16 protein-coding genes and 1 pseudogene are annotated in these 23931 nt (G+C 70.5%); 10 read left to right on the top strand and 7 right to left on the bottom strand.

Features of this window, described 5'->3' with window-relative positions; all coding sequences use genetic code 11:
• Positions 1–63 precede the first annotated feature (63 nt).
• Both H0264_RS24870 and H0264_RS24865 read left to right on the top strand, forming a co-directional pair.
• A pseudogene (locus H0264_RS24870) lies at positions 64–709 on the top strand (DUF4389 domain-containing protein); the annotation flags it as partial.
• Positions 710–895: 186 nt separating this feature from the next.
• Positions 896–1834, top strand: a complete 939-nt coding sequence (locus H0264_RS24865; protein ID WP_181579773.1) for a 1-phosphofructokinase family hexose kinase — start codon at positions 896–898, stop codon at positions 1832–1834.
• Positions 1835–1845: 11 nt separating this feature from the next.
• Here H0264_RS24865 and H0264_RS24860 read toward each other — a convergent pair whose 3' ends face one another.
• The 3 genes from H0264_RS24860 to H0264_RS24850 form a co-directional block, all read right to left on the bottom strand.
• A complete protein-coding gene (locus H0264_RS24860) occupies positions 1846–2598 on the bottom strand; it encodes an SDR family NAD(P)-dependent oxidoreductase (protein ID WP_181579772.1) in 753 nt (250 codons plus the stop codon).
• Between the two features lie 120 nt (positions 2599–2718).
• Complete coding sequence (locus H0264_RS24855) at positions 2719–3138, bottom strand: pyridoxamine 5'-phosphate oxidase family protein (protein ID WP_181579771.1); 420 nt, start codon at positions 3136–3138, stop codon at positions 2719–2721.
• A 114-nt stretch (positions 3139–3252) separates the two neighbouring features.
• Entirely contained in the window at positions 3253–4254 is a 1002-nt protein-coding gene (locus H0264_RS24850) for an Acg family FMN-binding oxidoreductase (RefSeq protein WP_181585814.1), read from the bottom strand.
• 456 nt (positions 4255–4710) lie between these two features.
• Between H0264_RS24850 and otsB the strand changes: the two genes are divergently transcribed.
• From otsB to H0264_RS24835, 3 genes are all read left to right on the top strand, one after another.
• A complete protein-coding gene (gene otsB / locus H0264_RS24845; protein WP_276514512.1) occupies positions 4711–8709 on the top strand; it encodes a trehalose-phosphatase in 3999 nt (1332 codons plus the stop codon).
• A gap of 91 nt (positions 8710–8800) precedes the next feature.
• Positions 8801–9742: a universal stress protein gene (locus tag H0264_RS24840; RefSeq protein ID WP_181579769.1), complete on the top strand. Its 942-nt coding sequence runs from the start codon at positions 8801–8803 to the stop codon at positions 9740–9742.
• On the top strand, positions 9739–12102 hold the full coding sequence (locus tag H0264_RS24835; protein ID WP_181579768.1) for a phosphoketolase family protein: 2364 nt from the start codon (positions 9739–9741) through the stop codon (positions 12100–12102). The genes H0264_RS24840 and H0264_RS24835 overlap by 4 nt, the downstream gene beginning before the upstream one ends.
• Positions 12103–12165: 63 nt before the next feature.
• Here the strand turns inward: H0264_RS24835 and H0264_RS24830 are convergent, their stop codons facing one another.
• Together H0264_RS24830 and H0264_RS24825 are read right to left on the bottom strand one after the other, a co-directional pair.
• Complete coding sequence (locus H0264_RS24830; RefSeq protein WP_181579767.1) at positions 12166–12741, bottom strand: hypothetical protein; 576 nt, start codon at positions 12739–12741, stop codon at positions 12166–12168.
• Between the two features lie 61 nt (positions 12742–12802).
• Positions 12803–13807, bottom strand: a complete 1005-nt coding sequence (locus H0264_RS24825) for a potassium channel family protein (protein WP_181579766.1) — start codon at positions 13805–13807, stop codon at positions 12803–12805.
• Between the two features lie 357 nt (positions 13808–14164).
• Between H0264_RS24825 and H0264_RS24820 the strand changes: the two genes are divergently transcribed.
• The 3 genes from H0264_RS24820 (at position 14165) to H0264_RS24810 (ending at position 17162) form a co-directional block, all read left to right on the top strand.
• On the top strand, positions 14165–15076 hold the full coding sequence (locus tag H0264_RS24820) for a universal stress protein (RefSeq protein WP_181579765.1): 912 nt from the start codon (positions 14165–14167) through the stop codon (positions 15074–15076).
• Positions 15066–15653, top strand: a complete 588-nt coding sequence (locus H0264_RS24815; RefSeq protein WP_181579764.1) for an Rv1733c family protein — start codon at positions 15066–15068, stop codon at positions 15651–15653. Before H0264_RS24820 ends, H0264_RS24815 begins: the two co-directional genes overlap by 11 nt.
• A 147-nt stretch (positions 15654–15800) precedes the next feature.
• Positions 15801–17162 (top strand): wax ester/triacylglycerol synthase family O-acyltransferase, encoded by a 1362-nt coding sequence (locus tag H0264_RS24810; protein WP_181579763.1) that lies wholly within the window; start codon positions 15801–15803, stop codon positions 17160–17162.
• Between the two features lie 90 nt (positions 17163–17252).
• Here H0264_RS24810 and H0264_RS24805 read toward each other — a convergent pair whose 3' ends face one another.
• Complete coding sequence (locus H0264_RS24805; RefSeq protein WP_220139836.1) at positions 17253–18479, bottom strand: MFS transporter; 1227 nt, start codon at positions 18477–18479, stop codon at positions 17253–17255.
• Positions 18480–18507: 28 nt separating this feature from the next.
• Positions 18508–19440, bottom strand: coding sequence for a universal stress protein (locus H0264_RS24800; RefSeq protein WP_181579762.1), 933 nt, complete (start codon positions 19438–19440; stop codon positions 18508–18510).
• Between the two features lie 170 nt (positions 19441–19610).
• On the opposite strand from H0264_RS24800, the gene H0264_RS24795 reads away from it, so the two are divergent.
• Positions 19611–21203 carry an NADH-ubiquinone oxidoreductase-F iron-sulfur binding region domain-containing protein gene (locus H0264_RS24795; protein WP_244975941.1) on the top strand — a complete coding sequence of 531 codons (1593 nt, stop codon included), beginning with the start codon at positions 19611–19613 and terminating at the stop codon, positions 21201–21203.
• A complete protein-coding gene (gene fdhF, locus H0264_RS24790; protein WP_181579761.1) occupies positions 21200–23881 on the top strand; it encodes a formate dehydrogenase subunit alpha in 2682 nt (893 codons plus the stop codon). Before H0264_RS24795 ends, fdhF begins: the two co-directional genes overlap by 4 nt.
• Positions 23882–23931 lie beyond the last annotated feature (50 nt).

Below are 23931 nucleotides of genomic sequence, written 5' to 3'. Positions count from 1 at the left end.
TCGATCATGCAACCCGACACGACCGCCGCGCCGCCCGCCGGTTCGCCGGTGAGCTCCGGCGGCTATCCCGTCCACCTGCGCGGCGATCTCGACGAACCGTTGTCGAGATGGCTGTGGCTGGTGAAATGGCTGCTGGCCCTGCCGCATTACATCGTCCTGCTGTTCCTCTGGGCGGCGTTCTGGGTGGTGACCGTGGTGGCGGGCTTCGCCATCCTGTTCACCGGCCGCTATCCGCGCGGTCTGTTCGACTTCACTGTCGGGGTCATGCGCTGGTCGTGGCGGGTGCAGTTCTACACCTACGCCGCCCTGGGCACCGACCGCTATCCGCCGTTCACGCTGCGCTCCACCGACTACCCGGCCGATCTGGAAGTCGCATACCCCGAACGCCTTTCCCGCGGACTGGTGCTGGTGAAATGGTGGCTGCTGGCGATCCCGCACTACCTGGTGCTCGGCGCGATGTACAGCGGCGGGCTCGTGCTCGGCGGCAGCGACAACGACGACGGCTCCGGCGCCACCACCGTTCCGCTGATCGGGGTGCTGGTGCTCATCGCCGCGGTGGCCCCTCTTGTTCACCGCCCGCTATCCGCGTGGACTGTTCGTTTTCGTCATGGGCGTCAACCGCTGGTTCTACCGCGTCCTCGCCTACGCCACTCTGATGCGTGACGAGTACCCGCCGTTCCGGCTGGAACAGGGTCCGCGAGACCGGTAACCGTGATCGCCGGATCGATCGCCGGCCCGGTCTCGGCCAGGGACCAAAGGCTCCCGGTCGCGGGCACGGCGGCTCTCCCGGCCCGGGATCCCATGTCCGACAGTGGAATGTGCCGGTCCACCGCGACCGGTCCAGCTTTCCGGCAATGACGGGCACGGCGGCAGCGCTGCGCCGAGGAGGTGCGCGATGGCGATCGTGACCCTGACGATGAATCCCGCGATCGATCTCGCCACCGAGGTCGACCAGGTGTGGCCGACCGACAAGATGCGCTGTGCGCCACCACGATTCGATCCCGGAGGCGGCGGCATCAATGTCGCCCGCACGGTGGCGGCGCTCGGCGCGGAGGTGACCGCGGTGTTTCCCGCGGGCGGGCCGGCCGGGGTGCTGCTCGAGGATCTGCTGCGCTGCACCGGCGTGCCGACCCGGCCGGTGCCGGTCGCGAGCCAGACCCGCCAGAACCTGGCCGTTACCGAGCACAACGGTGGCGGCCAATACCGTTTCGTCTTCCCGGGAGCCCGGCTCACCGTTCCCGAACAGCATCGATGCCTGGCCGAGGTGGAACGGACCGCCGCCGGTTGCGAGTACATCGTCGCCAGCGGCAGCCTGCCGCCGGGCGTCCCCGTGGACTTCTATCAAACCCTCGCCGATATGGCCGCCGAGCTGGGGCCGCGCCTGGTCCTCGACACCTCCGGTGCGGCGCTGCGCGCCGTACGCGGGGGTGTCTACCTGCTGAAACCCAGTGTGCGCGAACTGGCCGACTACGTCGGGCACCCGCTGCCCGCCCCGGCCGATCGCGTCACCGCCGCCCGCCGGCTGCTCGACGCCGGAGTGAGCGAGATCGTGGTGGTGTCACTGGGCGCACAGGGTGCGGTGGCCGTACATGCCGAGGGCACACAGTATTTCGACCCGATCGAGGTCACCGTGCGCAGCGGCATCGGCGCGGGCGACGCCATGGTGGGCGGCATGACCGTGGGCTTGACCCGGGGCCTGTCTCTCGCCGATGCGGTGCGGCTCGGAATCGCCTCCGCCACAGCCGCATTGGGCACCTCCGGCACCCGGCCCGGTCATCCGGCCCGGATCGAGGAACTCTTCCGCGAGCTGACCGCCGCGGCACCCGCCCACTGATCGCCGCGGAATCAGTGCTCGGGCGCGGCCAGGACCGGCGTCTGCCCGGCGGTGGCTCCGCCGTCGAGCACGAACTCCGATCCGGTGGAGTAGGTCGCCTCGGTGACCAGGAACCGCACCATGGCGGCCACCTCGTCCGGCTCCCCGAAACGGGGCAGCGGCTGGGCCGCGGCGACCGAGTCGTCCATGGCGGCGGTCATCGGGGTGTGGATCGGTCCCGGGTGCACCGAGCACACCCGGATATTCGCCGCACCCAGTTCCAGGGCCGCGGCCTTGGTCACGCCGCGCAGTCCCCATTTGCTCGCGACATAGCCGCTGATCCCGGCGTACCCGATCATGCCCGCGGTGGAGGAGACATTGACGATGACACCGTGCCCGTTCGCGCGCATCCGCGGCGCGGCGAGGTGCATGCCGAGCCACGGCCCGTAGAGGTTGACGTCCACCACATGCCGGAACAGCGCGGGACGCTCGGATTCCACCGTGCCGAAATCCAGCACGCCCGCATTGTTGATCAGCACGGCGAGCGGGCCGAATTCGTTCTCGGTCTCGTCGAGCACGCGCTGCCAATCGTCCTCGTCGGTCACATCCAGACGATGGAAACGCGCTCGCGGGCCGAGGGATTGGGCCAGGGCGGAACCGTCGTGGACCAGCAGATCGGCGATGGTGACGCCGAAGCCCTCCTTCACCAGTGCGGCCGCGACGGCGGCCCCGATACCGCGCGCGCCGCCCGTGACGATCGCGCTCCTGTGCTGTGAGTCGGTCATGATGCGGCCCTTCGAATGCCGGTGTGAATTGCTGACGCCTCGAGCATTCCCCGGCCGGCCCGGTCTCCGTGACGGTCGAAAGTCCTCGAAACAGGCTGCGTTGGACCGTGATCGGTGGCCTCAGGCGCTGCGTTCGGCGCTGTGCGCCAGCCGCAGGCCGGTCACGAGGGTGGGCTCGATGGCGATCACGCTGTCCCTGACCCCCTCCACCCACGGCTGGAGCAGGCGCTCGTAGCGGGCGATGCGCTCGGGGTCGGTGACCTGGCGCGCGATGCCGGTGACCACCACCGACCAGCCCAGATGGCCGATGGGATCGATATCGTCGGCCTCGTAGGCCACCACCATCTCGGCATCGGCGCGGACCGCGGAGGTCAGGCGGGAGGCGAGCCGGGTGCGGATCACGACGAAGTCATCGGTGTCGACGATATGGTTCACCGGCCGGACGGCCGGCATCGCGTTGCGGGTGAAAACGACGCGCCCGAACGGCGCGCTCGCCAGCAGTCGCATCGCCTCGCCGCGCGAAAGCTCCACGACATCCATGACACACCAGTCCTTCCGACCGGATCATTCGCTACCGGCACTGTCCATGCCAGCACGCGGCGTCCGCTCGGGGCAGGGCCGAAGGTCCTCGAACCTGTCGGGATTACCAGGCTTTCACGGTGCCGCGCCGGGCCGATCGGCCGTCGCGAGCGGACGCACGACCTCCCCGAGCGGCAGCCGCGGCGTGGCGGGCACGGCGGCGGCACTGGTTGCCGCCCAGCCCATTCGGATGATCAGCTGGGGATGTCCGAAGCCGTTGAGCACCTCGGTGCGGACGCGTTCGCGCAGGGCGGGAACCTCGAACGGCTCGCTGAGCGGGCAGGTGGCCAGCCCGTGCGTGGTGGCCGCCAGCAGGATCGCGCTCGCCGACTCCCCGGCGCGCAGCCACGACAGCCGATCGTCGGACGCGGTGGACAGCAGCAGCAGCTGTGCCGCCTCATCGGTGTCGCGGACGACCGCCTCGGGCAACCGCGGATCGGCGAAGGGCCGGACGGTGGGATGTGGGGTGGCGACCGCGTTGCGGGCGGGCACCCCCTGTGGCGCCGCGTGCCGTCCGCTCCAGGCGCGCAGTTCCGCGGTATAGGAGGGATCGTGTGCGTGCAGATCGGCGGCCTGCCGGAAGGTGCGCAGCAGCCGGGCGCGATCGAGCGCTGAATCGATCACGCGCACCGCGACTCCGGGCAGGTCGCCGGCCGCCGCCACCGCGGCGCTCTGCGGAGCCTGCATCTCCCAGGAGGTGAACCGGCGGCGGTCGCTGCGCCGGCGGGTGATCGCGCGGGCCTGCCGTTCCGCCTCCGCGTCCGGGGTCGAGTGCCGGAATTCCAGCGCGGCCAGGTGACGCGGTTCGGCCGGGTTCGGCAGGCGGTGCACCACCGCCGCCCAGCCCAGCGCGCGCATCGCCACCTCCAGATGATGCAGTGCCGCACCGCAGCTCAGCACCAGTTCCCGGCCATCGGGGTCGGTCTGCGGCAGCCGGCGGCTGTCGTCGGAATAGAGGTGCACGGTCGTGTCCCCGAGACGCCACTGCCACGGCTGGGTGTTGTGCACCGAGGGCGCTCGGGTGGCCAGCGCCAGCGCGGAGCGCAGGGTATCGGGGTCCGGATGGGTCCGCGACATCACATGTCCTCCTTCAGGATTCGGTGCCACGTCGGCGCCGACACGGGTGCGCCCGCACGGCGGTCCCGGGCGGATGTGGGCACGAGCATGCCGTTCACGCGCGGTCCGGCCCAGAGGCCAATGTCCTTCCGTGTCCGGGCAAGAGGGCACCGAAACGCCCGGATGGGACCAAATGCCCTGGATCGGCGGACCAAGGCAGCGTCCGTGCGGGGGCCGAAGCTGGTCTTGGTGATGCCCAAGGATTCTGCCGGTCGGGTCCGCGCCCGGCGCAGAATTCCTCCATGGCCCCGAACAGCTCGAGGCGACAACGGAGTCGCCGGAAGGGGTGGACCGTCACAACGGCGTGACGCGGACTCCCACCGCGAGCATCGGACCGGCAGTGTTCCGCACGAACGTCGCGCACGCCGGGACCTCCGCCTCTAGAGCGTCCCGCCGCGGATGCGCACGCTGGGATTTGTGAACGAAAGCAGAAAGGCTGTGCCGGTGATAGATTCGCGCCACCACGATGCCGTGATCCTCGACATGGACGGCGTGGTCACCGACAGCGCCGCGGTGCACGCGGCGGCGTGGACGCGGATGTTCGACGAATTCCTGGCCGCGCGCCCGGAGACGGCCGGAGAGGATCACACGCCGTTCACCCCCGACGACTACCTGCGCTCGGTGGACGGCAAACCGCGATACGACGGTGTCGCCGATTTCCTTGCCGCCCGGGGTATTTCGCTGCCCCCGGGGGACGCCTCCGACGGTGAGGACGCCGGCACGGTCTGCGCGCTGGGCAATCGCAAGGACCGGTTGTTCCGGGAACTGCTGGAGCGCGACGGGGTCCCGGCCTTCGCGTCCACGGTCGCGCTGGTGCGCCGGCTGCAGACCGCCGGCATCGGCGTGGCCGTCTTCTCCGCCAGCCGCAATTGCGCCGAGGTGCTGAAGGCCGCGGGCATCGGCGACCTGTTTCCGGTGCGCGTCGACGGCCTGGTGGCCGAGGAACTCGGCCTGGCGGGCAAACCCGATCCGGCCATGCTGCTCGAGGCCGCGCGCCGCCTGGACGCCGATCCGGGCCGGACGGTGGTCGTGGAGGATGCCGAGGCCGGTGTCGCCGCGGGCCGCGCGGGCGGTTTCGGACTGGTGATCGGGGTGAACCGCGGCGATCACGCGGCGCGACTGCTCGAGCGCGGCGCCGACGTCGTGGTCGATGATCTCTCCGACGTGCGACTGCGCAGCGGCTTCCGCCGGATGTCCGAGGTGCCCGATGCCCTGGCGTCCTGGGCGCGCATCGGAGACCTGCTCGACACCGAGAAGATCGCGGTACTCCTGGATTTCGACGGCACGCTCTCCGACATCGTTCCCGATCCGGCCGCAGCCACCCTGGTGGACGGCGCGGCCGAGGCCCTGAAGAAATTGGCCGAGCACTGCCCGGTCGCGATCGTCAGCGGCCGCGACCTGGATGACCTTCGGGCCCGCGTGGGTGTCGAGGGGCTGTGGTACGCGGGCTGCCATGGATTCGAACTGCTCGCCCCGGACGGCTCCACCCACACCCACGACGCCGCGCCGGGCGCCGAGCGGGCATTGGCGGAGGTCGCCGGCGAACTGCGCCGCCGACTCGGTGACATCCCGGGAATTCTGGTGGAGCACAAGCGTTTCGCCGTCGCGGTGCACTATCGACGCGTCGCTCCCGAGCGGGTGGCGGCGGTGGTCTCCGCGGTGCACGAGCTGGCCCGTGGCCAGGGCCTGCGGGTGACCGGAGGCCGCAAGGTGGTCGAGTTGCGCCCGGATATCGACTGGAACAAAGGATCCGCGCTGCGCTGGATCCTCGGCCACCTGACCGTATCGGTGCTGCCGATCTATATCGGCGACGACCTCACCGACGAGGACGCTTTCGACGCCGTCGAAGCGGATGGTCAGTCGATCGTGGTGCGCCACAACGAGAACGGGGATCGGCACACCGCCGCCCACTTCGCGGTGCCCGGCCCGGCCGGAACGCGGATCCTGCTGGACCGGATGGCGGACCTGCTGCTGGCCGGCGCGGAATCGGCCGTCTCCGACACCTGGGTGCTGGCCTTCGACGGCTACGATCCCACCCACGAGCGACTGCGTGAGGCGCTGTGCACGGTCGGCAACGGATATCTCGGAATCCGTGGCGCCGCACCGGAATCCGCAGCGGGGGAGCGCCACTATCCGGGCACGTACGTGGCCGGTGTCGGCAACCGGCTCTACGACCGGATCGCCGGGCGCACCGTCGACAACGAGAGCCTGGTGAACCTGCCCAACTGGCTGCCGGTCACCTTTCGCATCGGCGACGGCGACTGGTTCGACATCGACAGTGTCGAATTGCTCTCCTACCGGCAGGAATTCGATCTGCGCCGGGCCGTGCTGGAACGCCGCTTCCGCTTCCGCGACACCAGCGGGCGCATCACGCGGGTGCGGCAGCGCCGCTTCGCGTCCATGCACGCACCCCATCTGTGCGCGCTGGAGACCGCAGTCACCGCCGAGAACTGGTCGGCCACAGTGGTTTTCCGGTCCGCGGTGGACGGCGCGGTGAGCAACAGCCTGGTGGCGCGCTATCGCGAGCTGTCGCATCTGCACCTGGAGCCGGTGTCGGCCCGCGAGCTGTCGGCCGAGTCGGTGCTGCTGTACGCGCGCACCGGCCGGTCCGGTATCCCGGTCGCCGTCGCCGCGCGCGGCACCCTGCACCGGGACTGCGTGAAGCTGTGTCCCGCAACCGAACTCGTCGACAGCGAGGGCAGGATCGGCCATGACCACACCGTCACCATGGATTCCGGCGACACGGTCGTGCTGGAGAAGATCGCCGCCATCGTGACCGGCCGCGACAATGCCGTCTCGGCCGCGGACGAGCAGGCCGTGCGCGGGCTGGACACCGCCGGATGCTTCGCCGACCTGCTGGACCGCCATACCGCGGCGTGGGAGCACCTGTGGGATCGGCTGCGCATCGACCTGGACGGCCGCGGCGACGGCGCGGTGCGAGTGATCCGGCTGCACCTGGTGCATCTGATCCAGACACTGTCCCCGCACACCGCCGACCTGGATGTCGGCGTCCCGGCCCGCGGCCTGCACGGCGAAGCCTATCGCGGGCACGTCTTCTGGGACGAGCTGTTCGTCTTCCCGCTGCTGAACCCGCGCTTCCCCGAACTGGCGCGCGGCCTGCTGCGCTACCGGTACCGCCGGTTGCCCGAGGCGCGGCGCGCGGCGGCCGCCGCCGGGCTGCCGGGGGCCATGTTCCCCTGGCAGTCCGGCAGCGACGGCCGCGAGGAGAGCCAGGTGATGCACCTGAATCCGCTATCGGGACACTGGAATCCGGATCCGAGCAGCCGGGCCCGCCACATCGGCAGCGCGGTCGCCTACAACGTCTGGCAGTACTACCAGGCCACCGGTGATATCGAATTCCTCACCGGCTGGGGTGCGGAGCTGCTGGTGGAGATCGCCCGATTCTGGGCCGGCCTGGCCGACTACGATCCCGCGCACGACCGCTATCACCTGCGCGGTGTCATCGGACCCGACGAATTCCACACCGGCACACCGCAAGCGCCCGGATCCGGGATAGACGACAACGCCTACACCAATGTGATGGCGGTCTGGACGATCATGCGGGCCCTCGAGGCGCTGGAGCGGGTGACCCCGCGGGCACGGGCCGAACTGCTGGAGACCCTGGCGGTCGCGCCGGGGGAGCCGGCGCGCTGGGAGCATGTGAGTCGCCGCATGTACATCCCCTTCCACGACGGTGTCCTCAGTCAGTTCGACGGTTACGAGCAACTGGCGGAACTGGATTGGGACGGTTACCGCCGTCGCTACGGCGACATCCAGCGGCTGGACCGCATCCTCGAGGCCGAGGGCGATGACGTCAACCGGTACAAGGCCGCCAAACAGGCCGACGTGCTGATGCTGTTCTATCTGCTCTCGGCCGACGAACTGCGCGAGGTGCTGGGCCGGCTGGGCTACGAGCTGCCCGGCGAGATGATCCCGCGCACCATCGACTACTACCTGGCGCGCACCTCGCACGGCTCCACCCTCAGCGCGCTCGTGCACGCCTGGGTGCTGGCCCGCGCGCACCGCGCGCAGGCCATGGACTTCTTCGCCCGGGTCCTCGAATCCGATGTGGCCGACATTCAGGGCGGCACCACCGAGGAGGGAATCCACCTGGGCGCCATGGCCGGAAGCATCGACCTGGTGCAGCGCTGCTTCACCGGCATGGAGATCCGGGCCGACCGCCTGATCTTCCATCCGCGGTGGCCCGGCGAGCTGGGCACGCTGCGCTTCAGCCTGTTCTACCGGGGGCATCGGCTCGCCATCCGCGTCGACGCCGACGAACTGGAGGTGGCCGCCGACCCCGGCGACGCGGGACCGGTGGAGATCCACTGTCAGGGCCGCACCGAGTCGCTGGCGGCGGGCGACAGCGTGCGAATCGCACTTTCCGCCGGGGGTCTTTCGTCCCCTGGCCAGTGACGATCGACCGCAGTCGCCGCCGGTCCCGCCTTTCTACCGTGAAGTGACGGCCCATCCGGGCCCGGACAATTCGAGCGCATCGGAGGCCATCATGACGCGACAGGACCATGACGAACCGCACCGAGTGGCCACGGCGGCCGTGGTGGTCGGCGTGGACGGATCCCCCGGATCCGAGCGCGCCCTGCGCTGGGCCGCGGACTACGCGGCCGACCGCGATCGGGACCTGTTGATCGTGCACGGCCTGGCGCTGGTGTCCGCGAGCAGCGTGGTCGGCCCGTACGAGGTGGTCATGCCCGATGTCCTCGACAGCATGCACGCGCGGGGCCGCGCGGTGCTCACCCGTGCCGAGGCGCGGGTGCGCGAGCACCGTGCGGGGCTGCGCATCTCGACGCTCATGACCTCCGATACCGGGGCGGCGCTGCTGATCTCGCGCAGCGCGGACGCCTACGCGGTGGTCCTCGGCGCCACCGGGACCATCGGAACGATCGGACATCTGGGCTCCACGCTGCTCGCGGTGACCAGTCACGCGCAGGGCACGGTGATCGTCGTGCGGCCGGAGGCCGAGGACGACGACGCGATCCGCCTGACCGGCCCCGTCGTCGTCGGCGTCGACGGCAGCCCGGTCAGCGAGGCCGCCATCGCGGCGGCCTTCGCCGAGGCGGCCGAACGCCGGACCGGCCTGGTCGCCGTGCACGCCTGGAGTGACTGGGCCGCAGGCACATTCGCCGGACAGCTGCCGCCGATCGCGGCGGCCGACCTCGAGACCGTGGAGGAGGCCGTCCTCGCCGAACGGCTGGCCGGTTGGCAGGAGAAGTACCCGGACGTCGTGGTCACCCGGCGGCTGTACCCGGCCGGTCCGGGCGAGGCCCTGCTCGACTGGTCGAAGGTCGCGCAACTGCTGGTGGTCGGCAATCGAGGTCGCGGCGGATTCCGCGGCCTGCTGCTGGGTTCCACCGCTCACACCCTGGTCCAGCACGCCTACTGCCCGGTCATGGTCGTGCACCCCGATCGCGGAGAGGACACCCGGCGATGACTCAGACCCTGTCCGGCACCCGGGCCGGCCTGCGCCCGGACCTCATCGATCTGGACGCCTGGTGGCGAGCCGCGAATTACCTTGCCGCAGGCCAGATCTATCTGATGGAGAATCCGCTGCTCACCGAGCCGCTGCGGCCCGAGCACATCAAACCGCGGCTGATCGGGCACTGGGGGACCGTGCCCGGCGTGACCCTGACCTACGCGCACCTCAATCGCGCGATCATGCGGACCGGCCAGGAGATGCTGTTCGTGCTGGGCCCCGGGCACGGCGCCGCGGCGCTCAATGCCGCGTCCTGGCTCGAGGGCACCTATTCGCTGCGGCATCCGGAGGTCGGCCAGCACCTGGACGGCATGCGAGAACTGTTCCGGCAGTTCTCCTTTCCCGGCGGCGTACCCAGCCACGCCGGACCGCATCTGCCCGGATCCATTCACGAGGGCGGGGAGCTCGGCTACTCACTGGCCCATGCCACCGGTGCGGCGCTGGACAATCCGAATCTGGTGGTGGCGTGCATGATCGGTGACGGGGAGGCCGAAACCGGGGCGCTGGCCACCAGCTGGCACGGCTCACTGTTCCTGGATCGTGTCACCGACGGCACCGTCCTGCCGATCCTGCACCTCAATGGCTACAAGATCGCCAATCCGACTCTGCTGTCGCGCATGTCGCGCGGCGAACTCGACGATCTGCTGACCTCGCAGGGCTGGGAGCCCATGTACGTCGAGGGCAGCGATCCGGCCGAGGTGCACGAACGCTACGCCACCGTGCTCGACGAGGCCATGGCCCGCATCCGCGGCATTCGCGAGGACGCCGAACAGGGTGTGGGCCCGCGTGACCCGTACCGTCCGATGATCGTGCTGCGCACGCCGAAGGGCTGGACCGGACCGGCGACGGTCGACGGCGCGCAGATCGAAGGCACGTTCCGCGCCCACCAGGTGCCGCTCACCGGAGTGCGCGAGAATCCGGAACACCTTGCGCTGCTGGAGAAATGGCTGCGCTCCTACCGGCCGCAGTCGCTGTTCGACGCCGAGGGCCGCCCGGTGGACCGCATCGCGCGCCTGCATCCGGACCACCTGCGGATGAGCGCGAGCCGGGCCGCGCACGGCCACGACAGCGTCGATCTGCGGCTGCCCAGCCCCGCCGACTACGCGATCGGATTCACCGCGCCGGGAACGGAATCGGCCGAGGCCACCCGCGTGCTGGGCGGCTATCTGCGCGACGCGCTCACCGCCAACCCGCACAACCTGCTGTTCTTCGCCCCCGACGAGCTCGTCTCCAACCGCCTGGACGCGATCCTGGAGGTGACGAACCGGCGCTGGCGCGCCGCCCGCCTGCCGCAGGACGATCGCCTGTCCCCGAACGGCCGGGTCTTCGAAGTCCTGTCGGAACACCTGTGCCAGGGCTGGCTGGAAGGCTATCTGCTCACCGGCCGACACGGCGTCTTCACCACCTACGAGGCCTTCGCCCACATTGTCGACTCGATGGTCGTGCAGCACGCCAAATGGTTGCGCATGGCCGCCGAATTCCCGTGGCGCGAAACCATTCCCAGCCTCAACTACCTGATCACCTCACATGTGTGGCGGCAGGACCACAATGGCGCCTCCCATCAGGATCCCGGTTTCATCGACCACGTGCTCAGCAAGCGGCCCGAGGTGAGCCGGGTGTACCTGCCGCCGGACGCCAACTGCCTGCTGCACGTGTTCGACCACTGCCTGCGCAGCCGCGGCCGGGTGAACGTCGTGGTGGCGGGCAAGCAGCCCGCCCTGCAATACCTCGACGACGACGCCGCCCGCGTGCACTGCGAACGCGGCCTGGGCGTGTGGCAGTGGGCGAGCACCGACCTCGACCGTCCCGCCGAGGTCGTGCTGGCCTGCGCCGGGGACGTCCCCACCCAGGAAACCCTCGCCGCCGCGGCGCTGCTCCGGGAGCTGGTGCCCGACTTGGCCGTTCGCGTCGTCAATGTGGTCGACCTGGCCCGCCTGTTCCCGCCGGACCGGCACCCGCACGGCATCCCCGACGACGAATACCGCGCCATCTTCACCGACGCACCGGTCGTCTTCGCCTTCCACGGCTACCCCTGGCTCATCCACCGCATCGCCTACCGCCGCCCCGGCCACGACCTCCTGCACGTGCACGGATTCACCGACAATGGCACCACCACAACACCTTTCGCCATGTGCGCGATGAACGGCATCGACCGCTTCAGCCTGGCTGCGGCGGCGCTGGCCGAGGTGCCGCGCCTGTCGGAACAGCTGGCGTATCTCACCGAGGAACTCACCTGGCGTGCGGAAGCCGCCCGCAACCACATCCGCCGCTACGGGGAGGATCCGCCGGACATCGCCGGCTGGCGCTGGCCCGCATAATCCGGGCGGTGCGACTATTCGGGCCCGGGCGGGTGGCTTCCCGCCCGGGCCCAGTCGTCTGTGTCAGCGGTTCGGCTCGGCCGGGCGCGGGAGATATCGGGTCCAATCGATGCGCGCGAGCAGGACGAGGGCGGCCAGCATCGCGACCTGAATCGCGACGCCATACGGCGAGGTGATCGAATCCAGCAGGGCGGCACCGAGATTGCGTTCGGCGACGCTGGTCGCGCCGACATAGAGGGAATAACTGACGAGCCTGCCCAGCACATGCGCGACGGTGAGCGGCAGCAGGCGCATCCCCATCAGCCCGGCCGCCTCGAACAGCTGCGCCGAGGGCAGTGGCGACAGCAGGAACAGTGCGTACCCGGCGATCGAGCGGCCGCGGTGGCCGGTGAGATAGCTGCTGGCGGCGGACAGCGCCGTTTTGCGGTGTGCGCTCAGCCGATCCCGGACCCGGCCGGTCGCGGTGCCGAGCAGGTAGCGGCCCGCGCCCGACGTGAGCGCGCCCAGCAGGACCAGCGCCACGGGATCCAGATGCCAGTTCAACTTGAACAGCACCAGCACCAGCGCGGTCGGCGGACCGAAGGCCGGCATCAGGTTCACCAGCAGCACCACGCCGACGACGGCCAGGTAGAACTCCATACTTGCAGTCCAGCAGGCGAATCCGCCCCCGCACAGGGAACAAGGTCACGAGCGGGCGGGTCTAGCCGACCGCCTGCGCGCGCACCGCGTCGAGCTGGGCCGGGGTGCCCAGCACGATGAGAATCGTGCCGGCGTGCACGGGCGTCTCGTCGGCGGGGTTGGCGATGAACCTGCCCTCCGAGGTCCGCAGGGCCAGCAGCAGCGCGCCGGTGGTGCGGCGCAGTGCGGTGTCGGTGAGGGAGCGGCCGGCCAGCCGGGAATCGGGGGCGATCGTGATTTCCTCGATGCGATACTCGAGGCTGTCCTCGTGCATGACCACGTCGAGGAATTCCGCGACATTGGGTTGCAGGGCGAACGCCGCCATGCGGCGACCGCCGATCAGCTGCGGATTGACGGCCCGATTCGCTCCGGCGCGAAGCAGTTTCGACTTGGAGGATTCGGTGCGGGCGCGCGCGATGATCACCAGATCCGAGCGCAGCGCCCGGCTCGACAGGGTCACATAGACATTGTCGGCATCGCTGTCCAGCGCCGCGATCAGGGCCTGCGCGTGCTCGATGCCGGCCGCTTCGAGCACGCTGTCATCGGTGACATCGCCGAGGATGTGCGGAAACTCGATGTCGCGCAACCGTTCCGGGTCGCGGTCGATGACGACGATGGTCTTGCCGAGGCTGGACAGGTATTGCGCTGTCGAGCAGCCCACCCGGCCCCAGCCGCACACGATCACATGCCCGCGCATCCGGGCTATCCGGCGGTCCATCCGTCTCCGTTCCACATGGTTGCGCAGATGTCCTTCGATGAGGGCTTCCAGCATCACCCCGAACAGGTAGAACACCGTCCCCGCACCGACCAGGATGATGCCCATGGTGAACACCTGGCCCGCCGGGGTCAGTGGCTGCACCTCACGGAACCCGACGGTCGTTATGGTCGTCACCGTCTGGTACATCGCGTCCAGGAAACCGAATCCGAGGACCATGTAACCGGCGGTCCCCACCAGTGCCACCAGCAGGAACGCCAGTGCTACACGGCTGAGACGGCGCAACGGGTCCACGCTTGGAGATTCTGTCATCGATTGCCCGCCGTCATGATCATCCGGCCCGAACAGGTGCCGAAGGTCCCTGGTTCATGGGCCGGAGAGACGGTCGCGACATGCGGCGATAGTCACTGCCGAAGGTGCCGGGAAGGGTGACATCGGGCTCTGCCGCGCGCACCGCCGCTGCCGCACTGTGAAGGAACACGAATACGGGGCGATACCGCCGGTGTTCGTGACCGAAACATCCTGTGAGAGGGAGACACTCATGAACTGGCCCATGGCAGCGGTGCTCATCGCCCTGCTCATCATGATCACCGCCATCGTGACCACGTATTTCGGCGTCAAGTTCGGGCCCAAGAAGTAGCGCCGGTCCGACCGCGTACAGGAGGAATCATGGCCGACAATGCCGATCCCGCGCCCCGGATGCCGCCGATCGTGGCCGCCACCGACGGTTCGGAGATCTCCTCTCAGGCGGTGGCCTGGGCGGCGGTCGAAGCCCAATCGGTCGGCAGCCCACTGCATATCGTCACCGCCTGCGTCATCCCCGGGTTCGGGGATCCGGTGACGGCGGTGCGCGCGGCGGAACTGGCCGAGTTGCGCGCAAGCTCCGCCCGGGTACTCGCCGAGGCGCGCCGAATCGCTGAAAACGCGACGCCCGGCGCCGATCTCGCCATTACCACCGAGTTCGTTCTCGACCCGATCACCCCGACGCTCATCGACCGCTCGCGGCACGCGCGCATGATCGTGGTCGGCAATCGTGGCCGCGGAGCCGTCCGGCGGGCGGTGCTGGGTTCGGTGAGCACGGCGCTGAGCCGGCACGCCCACTGCCCGGTCGCGGTCGTGCACGGTGTCACGCCGGACGAACCCGTCTCGGCCACCGCACCGGTGGTGGTCGGCGTGGACGGCAGCGCCAACTGCCTGCCGGCCGTCGAAGCGGCCTTCGACGCGGCAGCCCGGCGCAAGGTGCCGGTGCTGGCGGTGCACGCCGGACACGACACCAGCGGATTCGACCTCGAGGTGCGCGGGTGGGAATCGGTGCGCCGCGGCGAGGACGAGCGGCTCGTGGCGATACTCAGCGATTTCGTCGACCGGTACCCGCAGGTGCAGGTGCAGCGAATCATCGTGTGCGACACCCCCGTCCGGGCGCTGCTGCGGCACGCCGAGCAGGCCCAGCTGCTGGTGGTCGGCAGCCACGGGCGCGGCGGCTTCGCCGCCGGCGTGCTCGGCTCGGTGAGCACCGCACTGCTGCACTACGCGCCGTGCCCCGTGCTCGTGGTGCGGAAGGACTCGCGCCATGACACGTAATCCGCACCTGCCGCTGCGCCTGTGGCGGCTGGGACCGTGGAACTCGAATCCGCTGATGCGCGGCTCCGATCGGTGCCAGACGGTGATCCGGCTGCTGGTGATCGCGCTGGCCCTGCTCGCGGTACCCCTCGCGGGCGCGGGCGGCACCGCGGCCTACGCGGGTTCGGTGGAGCGGATCAAGGTCGACAATGCGGGGAAGACCGCTGTCACGGCGACCCTCACGGCCGAACCGGAGCCGAAGGGGCCCTTCGCCCGCTACGCCCCGCCCCGCTACGAGGCGCCGGTCCGCTGGGAACGCGACGGTCGCACCGAGACCGCCACCCTCGTCGTCGACCACACCGCCACCGCCGGGTCCGAGGTCCCGCTGTGGATCGACGAGGCAGGACGGCCGACGAGCATGCCCCGGCTGCCCTCCAGCGCGGCCTGGGACGGGATCGGCACGGCCGCAGCGATCCTCATGGCCGTCTGGGTGAGCGCGGTGGCGATCGATCGGTCGATCGACTACCTGCTGACGCGCCGGCGCGGCATCCGCTGGGAGGCCGAATGGCGCGAGCTCAGCCGACCGATCGAAACCTAGTGCGGCAGTGGGATTCCAGGCGTGCGCCCCTGGATAGGAGGTGACCGCGGTCACCGACCGCGGTTACCTTCGCTTCTCACGACGAGACCTCCGGCCAAGCCATGATCGATGTGTCAGAACACATTTCGACTCCATGGGATATCGGCTATGACCGAATTGCGACCGCTGGACGCCGGATTCCTCGAACTCGAGGATTCCGATCAGCACATCAGTCTCGGAATCGGCGCCGCGGCGATCCTCGACGGACCGCCGCCGCCCCGCCACCAGTTCCTCGAGGTGATGCGGGTCAGAGCGGGAGACAATCCGCGGCTGCGCCAGCGACTGCGCCGGGCCACCCTGGACCTCTCGGCGCCGGTATGGGAGGACGACCCCGCTTTCGATCCGGCGCACCACATTCGATGGACGGCCCTGCCCGCGCCCGGTGACGAGGCGGCCCTGTCCGAACTGCTGGCGACCGAGCTCACCGAACGGCTGGACCGCGATCATCCACTGTGGCAGTGCGTCGTGGTGGAAGGACTGTCCGGGGATCGGTGGGCCCTGCTGGTCAAGGCGCACCACAGCCTGGTGGACGGGGTTTCGGGAATCACGCTGCTGGCGCAGTTCTGCGACGACCTTCCGACCGCCCCCGGCCCCGACGAATCCGGGGACTCGCAGGAGAAGCCGCGCAGCGCAGGCGGTCTGGACTGGATCGCGCGCAGCCTGCTGCTACCCGTGGAACTGCCGCGGCAGGCGATCGGCATGGCGCGCAGCCTCATTCCCGTGGTTCGCGCCGCGGTGACCCCGACCGCCGGGACCTCCCTGAACGGCCCGATCGGACGCCAGCGCCGCTACATCGCCGCCCGGACCTCCCTGCTCGAATTCCGGGAGATCGGCGCGGCCTTCGGCGCGACCGTCAACGATGTCGTGCTCACCGTGATCGCCTCCGGCTACCGCAGCCTGCTGCTGGCGCGCGGCGAGGACCCGACCCGCGACAAACTGCGCATCCTGGTGCCGGTGTCCATGCGCTCCTCGGACGCGAAATACGTGATGGACAACCGGGTTTCGGCCATGCTCCCGCATCTGCCGATCGACATCGCCGACCCCGTCGAACGCCTGCGCGCCATTCACGACAACCTGACCGCGCACAAGTCACGCGGCGAGGCGCAGGCCGAGAAGGCGGTGCTGGGCATGTCGTCGTGGCTGCCGTTCGCGCCGCTGGCCTGGAGCCTGCGCCTGCTCTCGCATCTGCCGCAGCGCGGCGTCACCGCCATCGCCACCAATATCCCGGGCCCGCGCCGCGAACTGTCGGTACACGGTCGCCGGATCCTCGAGCTGTGGCCCGTCGTGCCCATCGCCATGCGGCTGCGGACCGCCGTCGCCATCCTCAGTTACGTCGACCAGCTCACCTTCGGAATCACCGGCGACTATGACGGCGCACCCGATATCGAACTGATCGCCGACGGAATCCACAGCGCGACAGCGGAACTGCTGGCCGCCGCCCGCTCGGGCAAACCCGCCCGGACACCTTGAACCGCCCCGAATGACGAACCCACGACTGCGCCGCCGAGATCCGAGGGATCCCGGCGGCGCAGTCGTACGGCAGCAGCCGTGTGCGGCGCGCTACTCGATGCGCTCGTGCTCGGCACCGCGCACCACGGTCAGGGTGGCCAGGGCGGCAGCGGCGGCCACCACCGTGAGTGCCATGAAACCCAGTGCGTACGAATCGAATACGGTGTACACCACGCCCATGACCAGCGGCGGGACGAACCCGCCCAGTCCGCCGGCCGCGCCGACCACACCGGTCACCGCGCCCACCCGATTCTCCGGCGCGCGTGCGGCGACCAACGCGAACACGGCCCCGCTGCCCGCACCCAGCGCCGCGGCCATGGTCAGAAATGCGATGGTGCCCAGGGGAATCAGCGCGGGCCCGCTCGACTGGACCCCGGCCGCGACCGCCACCGCGACGAAGGCCGACGCCAGCACCCGCACCGGGCCGAAGAGATCCGAGAGCCACCCGCCGACCGGCCGCAGCACCACCGCGAGCACCACGAAGCCGGCCATCCGCGCGGCCGCGTCGGCCTGGGTGAGTCCGTACGCGGTCTTCAGGTAGGTGGGCAGGTACACCGAAAACGCCACGTAGCCACCGAAAGCCACCGCGTACAGTGCGGCGGCCTGCCAGGTCACGGACAGTCGCACGGCTTTCCCGAGCCGCCCGGCCAGGGATTCGGCCGGGACCGTGCGCCCGGGAGCGTCCCGCAGGAACAGCGCGGCCACGACCGCGTAGGCGACGAGCGCGGCGGCGGTCACCAGGAACGGCGTCGCCACCGAACCGGCGTCGACCAGCCGCACGGTGGTCAGGGCGCTGATCGCGGTGCCGCCCATGCCCGCGCCGAAGACGCCCACCGCCAGCCCGCGCCGCTCGGGCGGGAACCACGCGTTCACGAACGGCACGCCGATGGCGAAGGCGGTGCCGCCCAATCCCAGGAAGAAGCCGCCGAGTATCAGCGACAGCAGGCTGCCGTGCCCGATCGTGCCCAGGAACAGCACCGGGACCGCGGTGAGCAGCGAAACCACGGTGAACATGGCCCGGCCGCCGTATCGATCGGTGAGCGCTCCGACCGGAATCCGGCCCAGCGCGCCCACCAGCACCGGCACCGCGACCAACAGCGCCTGCTGGAAGGCGCTGAGCCGCAAGGATTCCTGGAAGAGCGGGCCGAGGGGGCTGAGCAGCGCCCACGCCCAGAAGTTGACGGCGAAGCCGGCCGTGGCCAGCGCCAGCATGGCCGTGCGCGGGCTCGAATCCCGCGGTGTCGCAGGGGATTCGCGGTGAGAGGAGAGCTGTGTCATGGCGGTGCGGTCTTTCGAACGAGCGTGATCAGCGGGTCAGCGGCAGCGAAGACGAGCGGGCCGAGCGCGCGGAGCGGTCGGCGGCGTCGGGGGAGTCCGGCATCAGCAGCACCGGACACGGTGCGTGGCGGATCAATTCGCGGGTGACCGGAGCCATTCGCTCCGGGTGATCACGGTTGACGTCGTGGCCGATCACGATCAGGCTCGCGCCCGCGCTCATATAGGCGATCGTCTCGACGGCGTCACCGACGACGGTCACCGGGCGCACCGTGACGGTGGGGAAATCGCGCAGGGTGTGCGCGATCTGCGCATCCGGCACCACCGGCACCCTGCCCCCGTAGTGGAACGCGCCGGTCCAGGTGCGGCCCTGCCAGATGCGCGCCACCACCACGGCGTCGCCGCGCGCCCGGGCGGCCCGGAACCCGGCCAGCAGCGCGGGTTTCGCCGTATACCAGGCATTGACCACCACGAGCACCGGTCCCGACTCGATCTCCGCGCGGCGGACGAGCGCGACCGGACAGTAGGCGTCGCGGCTCACCGCCAAGGCGGTCGAGCCGAGCACCATATGGGAGAAGAAGCCGATATCGGCGCAGCCCAGCGCGACCCACGCCGCGTCGCGCGACAGCGTCGTCAGCACCCGGTCGGCCTGGCCCCACACCACCTCGTCGGTCAGGTCGAGGGGTTCGGTGACACCGGCCTGCGACCAGTGCGACAGCGCCGCGCGCCGCGCCGCCGCCAGCGTGCCGAGGGCGGCGCGATGCTTGCCGCCGCCGGGCCGGAAGGCCGGCTTGTCGATATCGGGCAGCACCAGCACCAGTCGCAGCGGCGCCGGGCGGGCGATGACTTCCGTGACGGCCCACCGGACGGCACGCAGCGCCGCCGGAGAACCGTCGACGCCGACCACCACCGGCTTGCGGGCATCCGCGCCGGATCGTTCGCCGGTCCTTGTACTCGCATCCATGATGTCAGCGTGCTCCGGACCGACGCGGCGGCGAAGGGCCGCCGGAATGTCGGATCGGGGGACCAAAGCCCTTGAAAGCACGGGCAACCCGGCCCTGCCGCGGAGGACCCGGGGTGGGTCAGAGTGGAATGCGCCGGCCACCGCTGAGCCGGGGCGGGAGTGAGAGGACCATGATCGGGCAACCTCGGGACTGGATGGCGCTGCGTGCCAATCGATTCGCTGCCTCCGCCGCGAACGCGACCGAAGGGTTGCGGGAGGCGATCGACGACCACCACGAAATCCGGCGATCGGATATCGCCGAGGTTGCGAAGTCCGCTTCTCTACCCACGGCCGCGGTGGCCGGTTCTGCTTCATTCTACGCGGATCTCGCAGACCCACAACGGATTCGGGTGTGTGAAGGCACCGGCTGTTTCGTCGCGCGCGGTGGTGCGGCGGCCACGACCGGCGACCACGGACACGTCTACTGCCTCGGACTGTGCTACACCGGGCCGGCGGCCATGATCGACGGCGTGCCGGTCACCGAACAGGGCCCGCCGGGTCCGATACCGTTCGCCTGCGCCGCGCCGGAACCGGTCGTCCTCGCGGGACTGTCCGGCGTCGACGAACCCTGGGACACCTGGTCGGCGGTGCTGGCGGCGGGCGCGTGGTCCGGTGTCATCGGTGAGGTGGTGCGCTCCGGACTGCGCGGACGTGGCGGCGCGGAGTTTCCGGCGGGCGCGAAATGGCGTGCCGCGCTGCTCAATCCGGGGCCGCGCTGGGTGGTGGCCAATGGCGACGAAGGTGATCCGGGCTCCTACTGCGACCGGCTGCTGATGGAATACGACCCGCATCGGGTGCTCGAGGGAATGGCGCTGTGCGGCGCCGCCGTCGGCGCTCGGCACGGGCGGGTGCTGGTGCGCTCGGAGTATCCGGCGGCGCTGGCCGCCATGCGTGCGGCAGTCGAAGAAGCCGGGGCCGCAGGGCATCTCGGCACGAACGTGCACGGTTCCGGGCTGGACTTCGAGGTGGTCGTGCAGGAGGGCGCGGGTTCCTACGTGGCGGGGGAGGAGACCGCGCTGCTGCGCTCGCTGCAGGGGCTGCGCGGCGCGGTGCAGGCCCGCCCGCCCTACCCGACGGACTGCGGCTTCGCGGGCCGTCCCACCGTGGTGCAGAACGTGGAAACCCTGGCCGCCATCCCGTGGATCGTGCGGCACAGCGGTGAGTCCTACGCCCGGCTGGGGCTTCCACTCGAAACCGGCACCAAACTGGTGTGCCTGAACGCGGAATTCGCGCGTCCCGGCGTGTACGAGGTGGAATTCGGCACCTCCCTGCGCCATATCGTCGAGGAGCTCGGCGGCGGCCTGCGCGACGGGCACGCGCTGCGCGCGGTGCAGATCGGCGGGCCGCTGGGCGGATACCTCGGCGCGGACGAGCTCGATATCGGCCTGGCCACCAAGGATCTCGCGGCGTACGGAGTCGCACTGGGCCACGGCAGCCTGATCGCGATACCCGAACACGTCCCCGCGGCCGCGCTGCTGCGCAATCTGTGGACCTTCGCGCGCCGGGAGAGCTGCGGTGCGTGCGCGCCCTGCCGCGTCGGCACCCAGCGCGGATTCGAACTCGCACAGCGATCCGCACCGGACGCGCTGACACAGCCCGCCTATGGGCGACTGCTCGACATCATGGCAACCGGGAGCCTGTGCGCTTACGGCAGCGGCGTCGCCGCGGCCGTCCGCAGCCTGCTGCGTGTCTATGGCGCATCAGCGCCGGAGAGGAAGTCGTGACACGGGTCCACGTGGCCGGGATTCCGGTCGAAACCACCGAGACCGCAACCGTTCTGGACGCGATCCGGGCCGCGGGCCTGGATCTGCCGACGCTGTGCCACGACGAGCGGCTGACACCGCGCGGATCCTGCCGCATCTGCCTGGTGCGGGCCGACGGGCGCGTCACCGCCGCGTGCACGACGCCGCTGCGGGAGGGGATGACCATCGATCCGCGGGACGCCGCGGCGCGTGAGACCGCCCGCGGCGCGCTCGAATTGATCGTCTCCGAACTGCCCGCCCGCGCGCTCGACCGGCCCGCACCCCACAGTGAGCTGGTCCGGGCCTGCGCGCAGATGGGCGTGCGCGACACCGACTTCCACGGGACCGAGCACGCGGGCCGCGGCGTCGACGACTCCCACCCCTACATCACGCTGGATCGCGACCTGTGCATCGCCTGCGGCCGGTGCGTCGCGATGTGCGCCGAAGTGCAGGGCTCGTTCGTGCTGGAGCTGTCGGGCCGCGGATTCGACACCGTGGTGGCTCCCGGAGACGGCGGGCCGTGGGCGCAATCGGCGTGCGTCTCGTGCGGCAGCTGCGTGGACACCTGCCCCACCGGGGCACTGTCCGACACTCGTGCGGCCGGTCGAGCCGAGACCGCGACGACCACCACGACCTGCGGCTACTGCGGTGTCGGCTGTGCGCTGGACGTGCACACCGACAACGCGGGAGTCGTCTCGGTGACGCCCACCCACGGCGCTCCGGTGAATCGCGGACACGCCTGTGTGAAGGGACGTTTCGCGCACGGGTTCCTGCGGTCGGGCGACCGCCTCACCCAGCCGCTGATCCGGTCGGCCGGCCGCGGCTCACCCCTGCGCCCCGCCACCTGGGAGGAAGCGCTGACCCTGGTCGCGGCGGAACTGACGCGGATCCGGGACGCGCACGGCGGGCAGGCCATAGGCATGATCTGCTCGGCCCGCGCCACCAACGAGGAGAACTACCTCGCGCAGAAGTTCGCGCGAACGATGTTGCGCACCAACAATATCGACAACTGTTCGCGGCTGTGCCACGCGCCGACCGCAGCCGGGCTGGGCGCCAGCTTCGGATTCGCCGGCGGCACAAACTCGTTCGACGACCTCGACCGCGCCGACTGCATTCTGCTGGTGGGCGCGAACCCCACCGAGGCGCATCCGGTGGTCGGTTCCCGCATCATGGCCCGCGTGACCGCGGGCGCGCGCCTGCTCGTGGTGGATCCGCGCCGCACCGCCCTGGCCGAGGTGGCCGACGTGCATCTGCGCGGCCGTCCGGGCTCGAATGTGGCCGTCTTCAACGGTCTGGCCCGCGTACTGCTGGAGGAGGGTTACGCCGACCGAGCCTACCTCGAGGCCCGCACCACCGGCCTGGCCGAGCTGGAAGCCGTACTGCACGACCACAATCCGGAGCGGGTCGGCGAGATCGCCGGCATCCCCGCCGATTCCGTGCGCGCCGCGGCCCGCCTGTTCGGGCGCGCCGCCCACCCGGTCATCGTGTACGGACTCGGCGTCACCGAGCACCTGCACGGCACCGACGGCGTGCGCACCCTGGCCAATCTGGCGCTGCTGCGCGGCACGGTCGGCACCCCGGACGGCTGTGGCGTGCTGCCGCTGCGCGGGCAGAACAATGTGCAGGGCGCCTCGGACATGGGCGCGCTGCCGGACGTCCTGCCCGGCTACCAGAAGGTGGCCGAGGCCGCCGTGCGGGAACGGTTCTCGCACGCGTGGGGCGTCCCGGTGCCGGAGCGACCGGGCCTGCGCATCCCCGCCATGTTCGGCGCGGCGCTCACCGGAGACCTGCGCGCGCTGTACGTGATCGGTGAGGATCTGCTCACCTCCGACCCGGACGCAGGTCACGTCCGGGCCGCCCTCGCCGCCTGCGAGTTCGTCATCAGCCAGGACATATTCCTCTCCCGCACCGCCGAAGCCGCCGACGTAGTGTTCCCCGCCGCGGCCTTCCTCGAGAAGGACGGCACCTTCGTCAATTTCGAGCGGCGTTTCCAGCGGGTCCGTGCCGCCGTCGCGCCGCCGCCCGGCGTCCGCAGCGACTTCGACATCCTGCACGCCCTGATCACCGCCATGGGTGGCGATCCGGGTTTCCCGGACCCGGCCGGCGCCATGTCCGAATGCGCCCGGCTCACACCGGTTTTCGGCGGCATCTCGCATGGCCGCCTCGATGCCGAGGGCTCGCTGCAATGGCCCTGCCCGGATCGCGGTCACCCCGGCACCCCGACCCTCTACCTGGAGGGCTTCGCCACCGTCGACCGGCGCGCCGCCCTGGCCGCCCGCCCCTACCTGCCGCCGGGCGAAACCCCGGACGCGGAATATCCTTTCGTGCTGGTGACCGGTCGCCGCCTGGCCCACTACAACACCGGTTCGATGACCCGGCGCACCCCCAACGCCGAACTGCTGCCCGCGGAAACCCTGGACCTGGCCCCCGGCGACGCCGCCGCCCTGGGCCTGAGCGAGGGTGATCCGGTCGAAATCCGCAGCCGCCGCGGCCACCTGGTGCTCCCCGCCCGCCCCACCGCGGAGGTGGCCCCCGGCCAGCTCTTCACGGCCTTCCACTTCCCCGAGGCCCCCACCAACGAACTCACCTCCCGCCACACCGACGAGATCACCGACTGCCCGGAATACAAGGTCACCGCCGTCGCCCTGCGCCGCGCCTGAGCGGGCCGGTGGGAGCACCCGGACATGCTTGTGCCGCAGCGATATTCGCT

The sequence above is a fragment of the Nocardia huaxiensis genome, from assembly GCF_013744875.1.
Classification (GTDB): domain Bacteria; phylum Actinomycetota; class Actinomycetes; order Mycobacteriales; family Mycobacteriaceae; genus Nocardia; species Nocardia huaxiensis.
This window is presented reverse-complemented; position numbering and strand designations above follow the sequence as displayed.

Excerpts from the sequence above, each read along its gene's own strand:
- H0264_RS24865 (WP_181579773.1), top strand. The coding sequence starts at position 896 with ATGGCGATCGTGACCCTGACGATGAATCCCGCGATCGATCTCGCCACC.
- H0264_RS24860 (WP_181579772.1), bottom strand. The coding sequence starts at position 2,598 with ATGACCGACTCACAGCACAGGAGCGCGATCGTCACGGGCGGCGCGCGC.
- H0264_RS24855 (WP_181579771.1), bottom strand. The coding sequence starts at position 3,138 with ATGGATGTCGTGGAGCTTTCGCGCGGCGAGGCGATGCGACTGCTGGCG.
- H0264_RS24850 (WP_181585814.1), bottom strand. The coding sequence starts at position 4,254 with ATGTCGCGGACCCATCCGGACCCCGATACCCTGCGCTCCGCGCTGGCG.
- H0264_RS24840 (WP_181579769.1), top strand. The coding sequence starts at position 8,801 with ATGACGCGACAGGACCATGACGAACCGCACCGAGTGGCCACGGCGGCC.
- H0264_RS24835 (WP_181579768.1), top strand. The coding sequence starts at position 9,739 with ATGACTCAGACCCTGTCCGGCACCCGGGCCGGCCTGCGCCCGGACCTC.
- H0264_RS24830 (WP_181579767.1), bottom strand. The coding sequence starts at position 12,741 with ATGGAGTTCTACCTGGCCGTCGTCGGCGTGGTGCTGCTGGTGAACCTG.
- H0264_RS24825 (WP_181579766.1), bottom strand. The coding sequence starts at position 13,807 with ATGACAGAATCTCCAAGCGTGGACCCGTTGCGCCGTCTCAGCCGTGTA.
- H0264_RS24820 (WP_181579765.1), top strand. The coding sequence starts at position 14,165 with ATGGCCGACAATGCCGATCCCGCGCCCCGGATGCCGCCGATCGTGGCC.
- H0264_RS24815 (WP_181579764.1), top strand. The coding sequence starts at position 15,066 with ATGACACGTAATCCGCACCTGCCGCTGCGCCTGTGGCGGCTGGGACCG.
- H0264_RS24810 (WP_181579763.1), top strand. The coding sequence starts at position 15,801 with ATGACCGAATTGCGACCGCTGGACGCCGGATTCCTCGAACTCGAGGAT.
- H0264_RS24805 (WP_220139836.1), bottom strand. The coding sequence starts at position 18,479 with ATGACACAGCTCTCCTCTCACCGCGAATCCCCTGCGACACCGCGGGAT.
- H0264_RS24800 (WP_181579762.1), bottom strand. The coding sequence starts at position 19,440 with ATGGATGCGAGTACAAGGACCGGCGAACGATCCGGCGCGGATGCCCGC.
- H0264_RS24795 (WP_244975941.1), top strand. The coding sequence starts at position 19,611 with ATGATCGGGCAACCTCGGGACTGGATGGCGCTGCGTGCCAATCGATTC.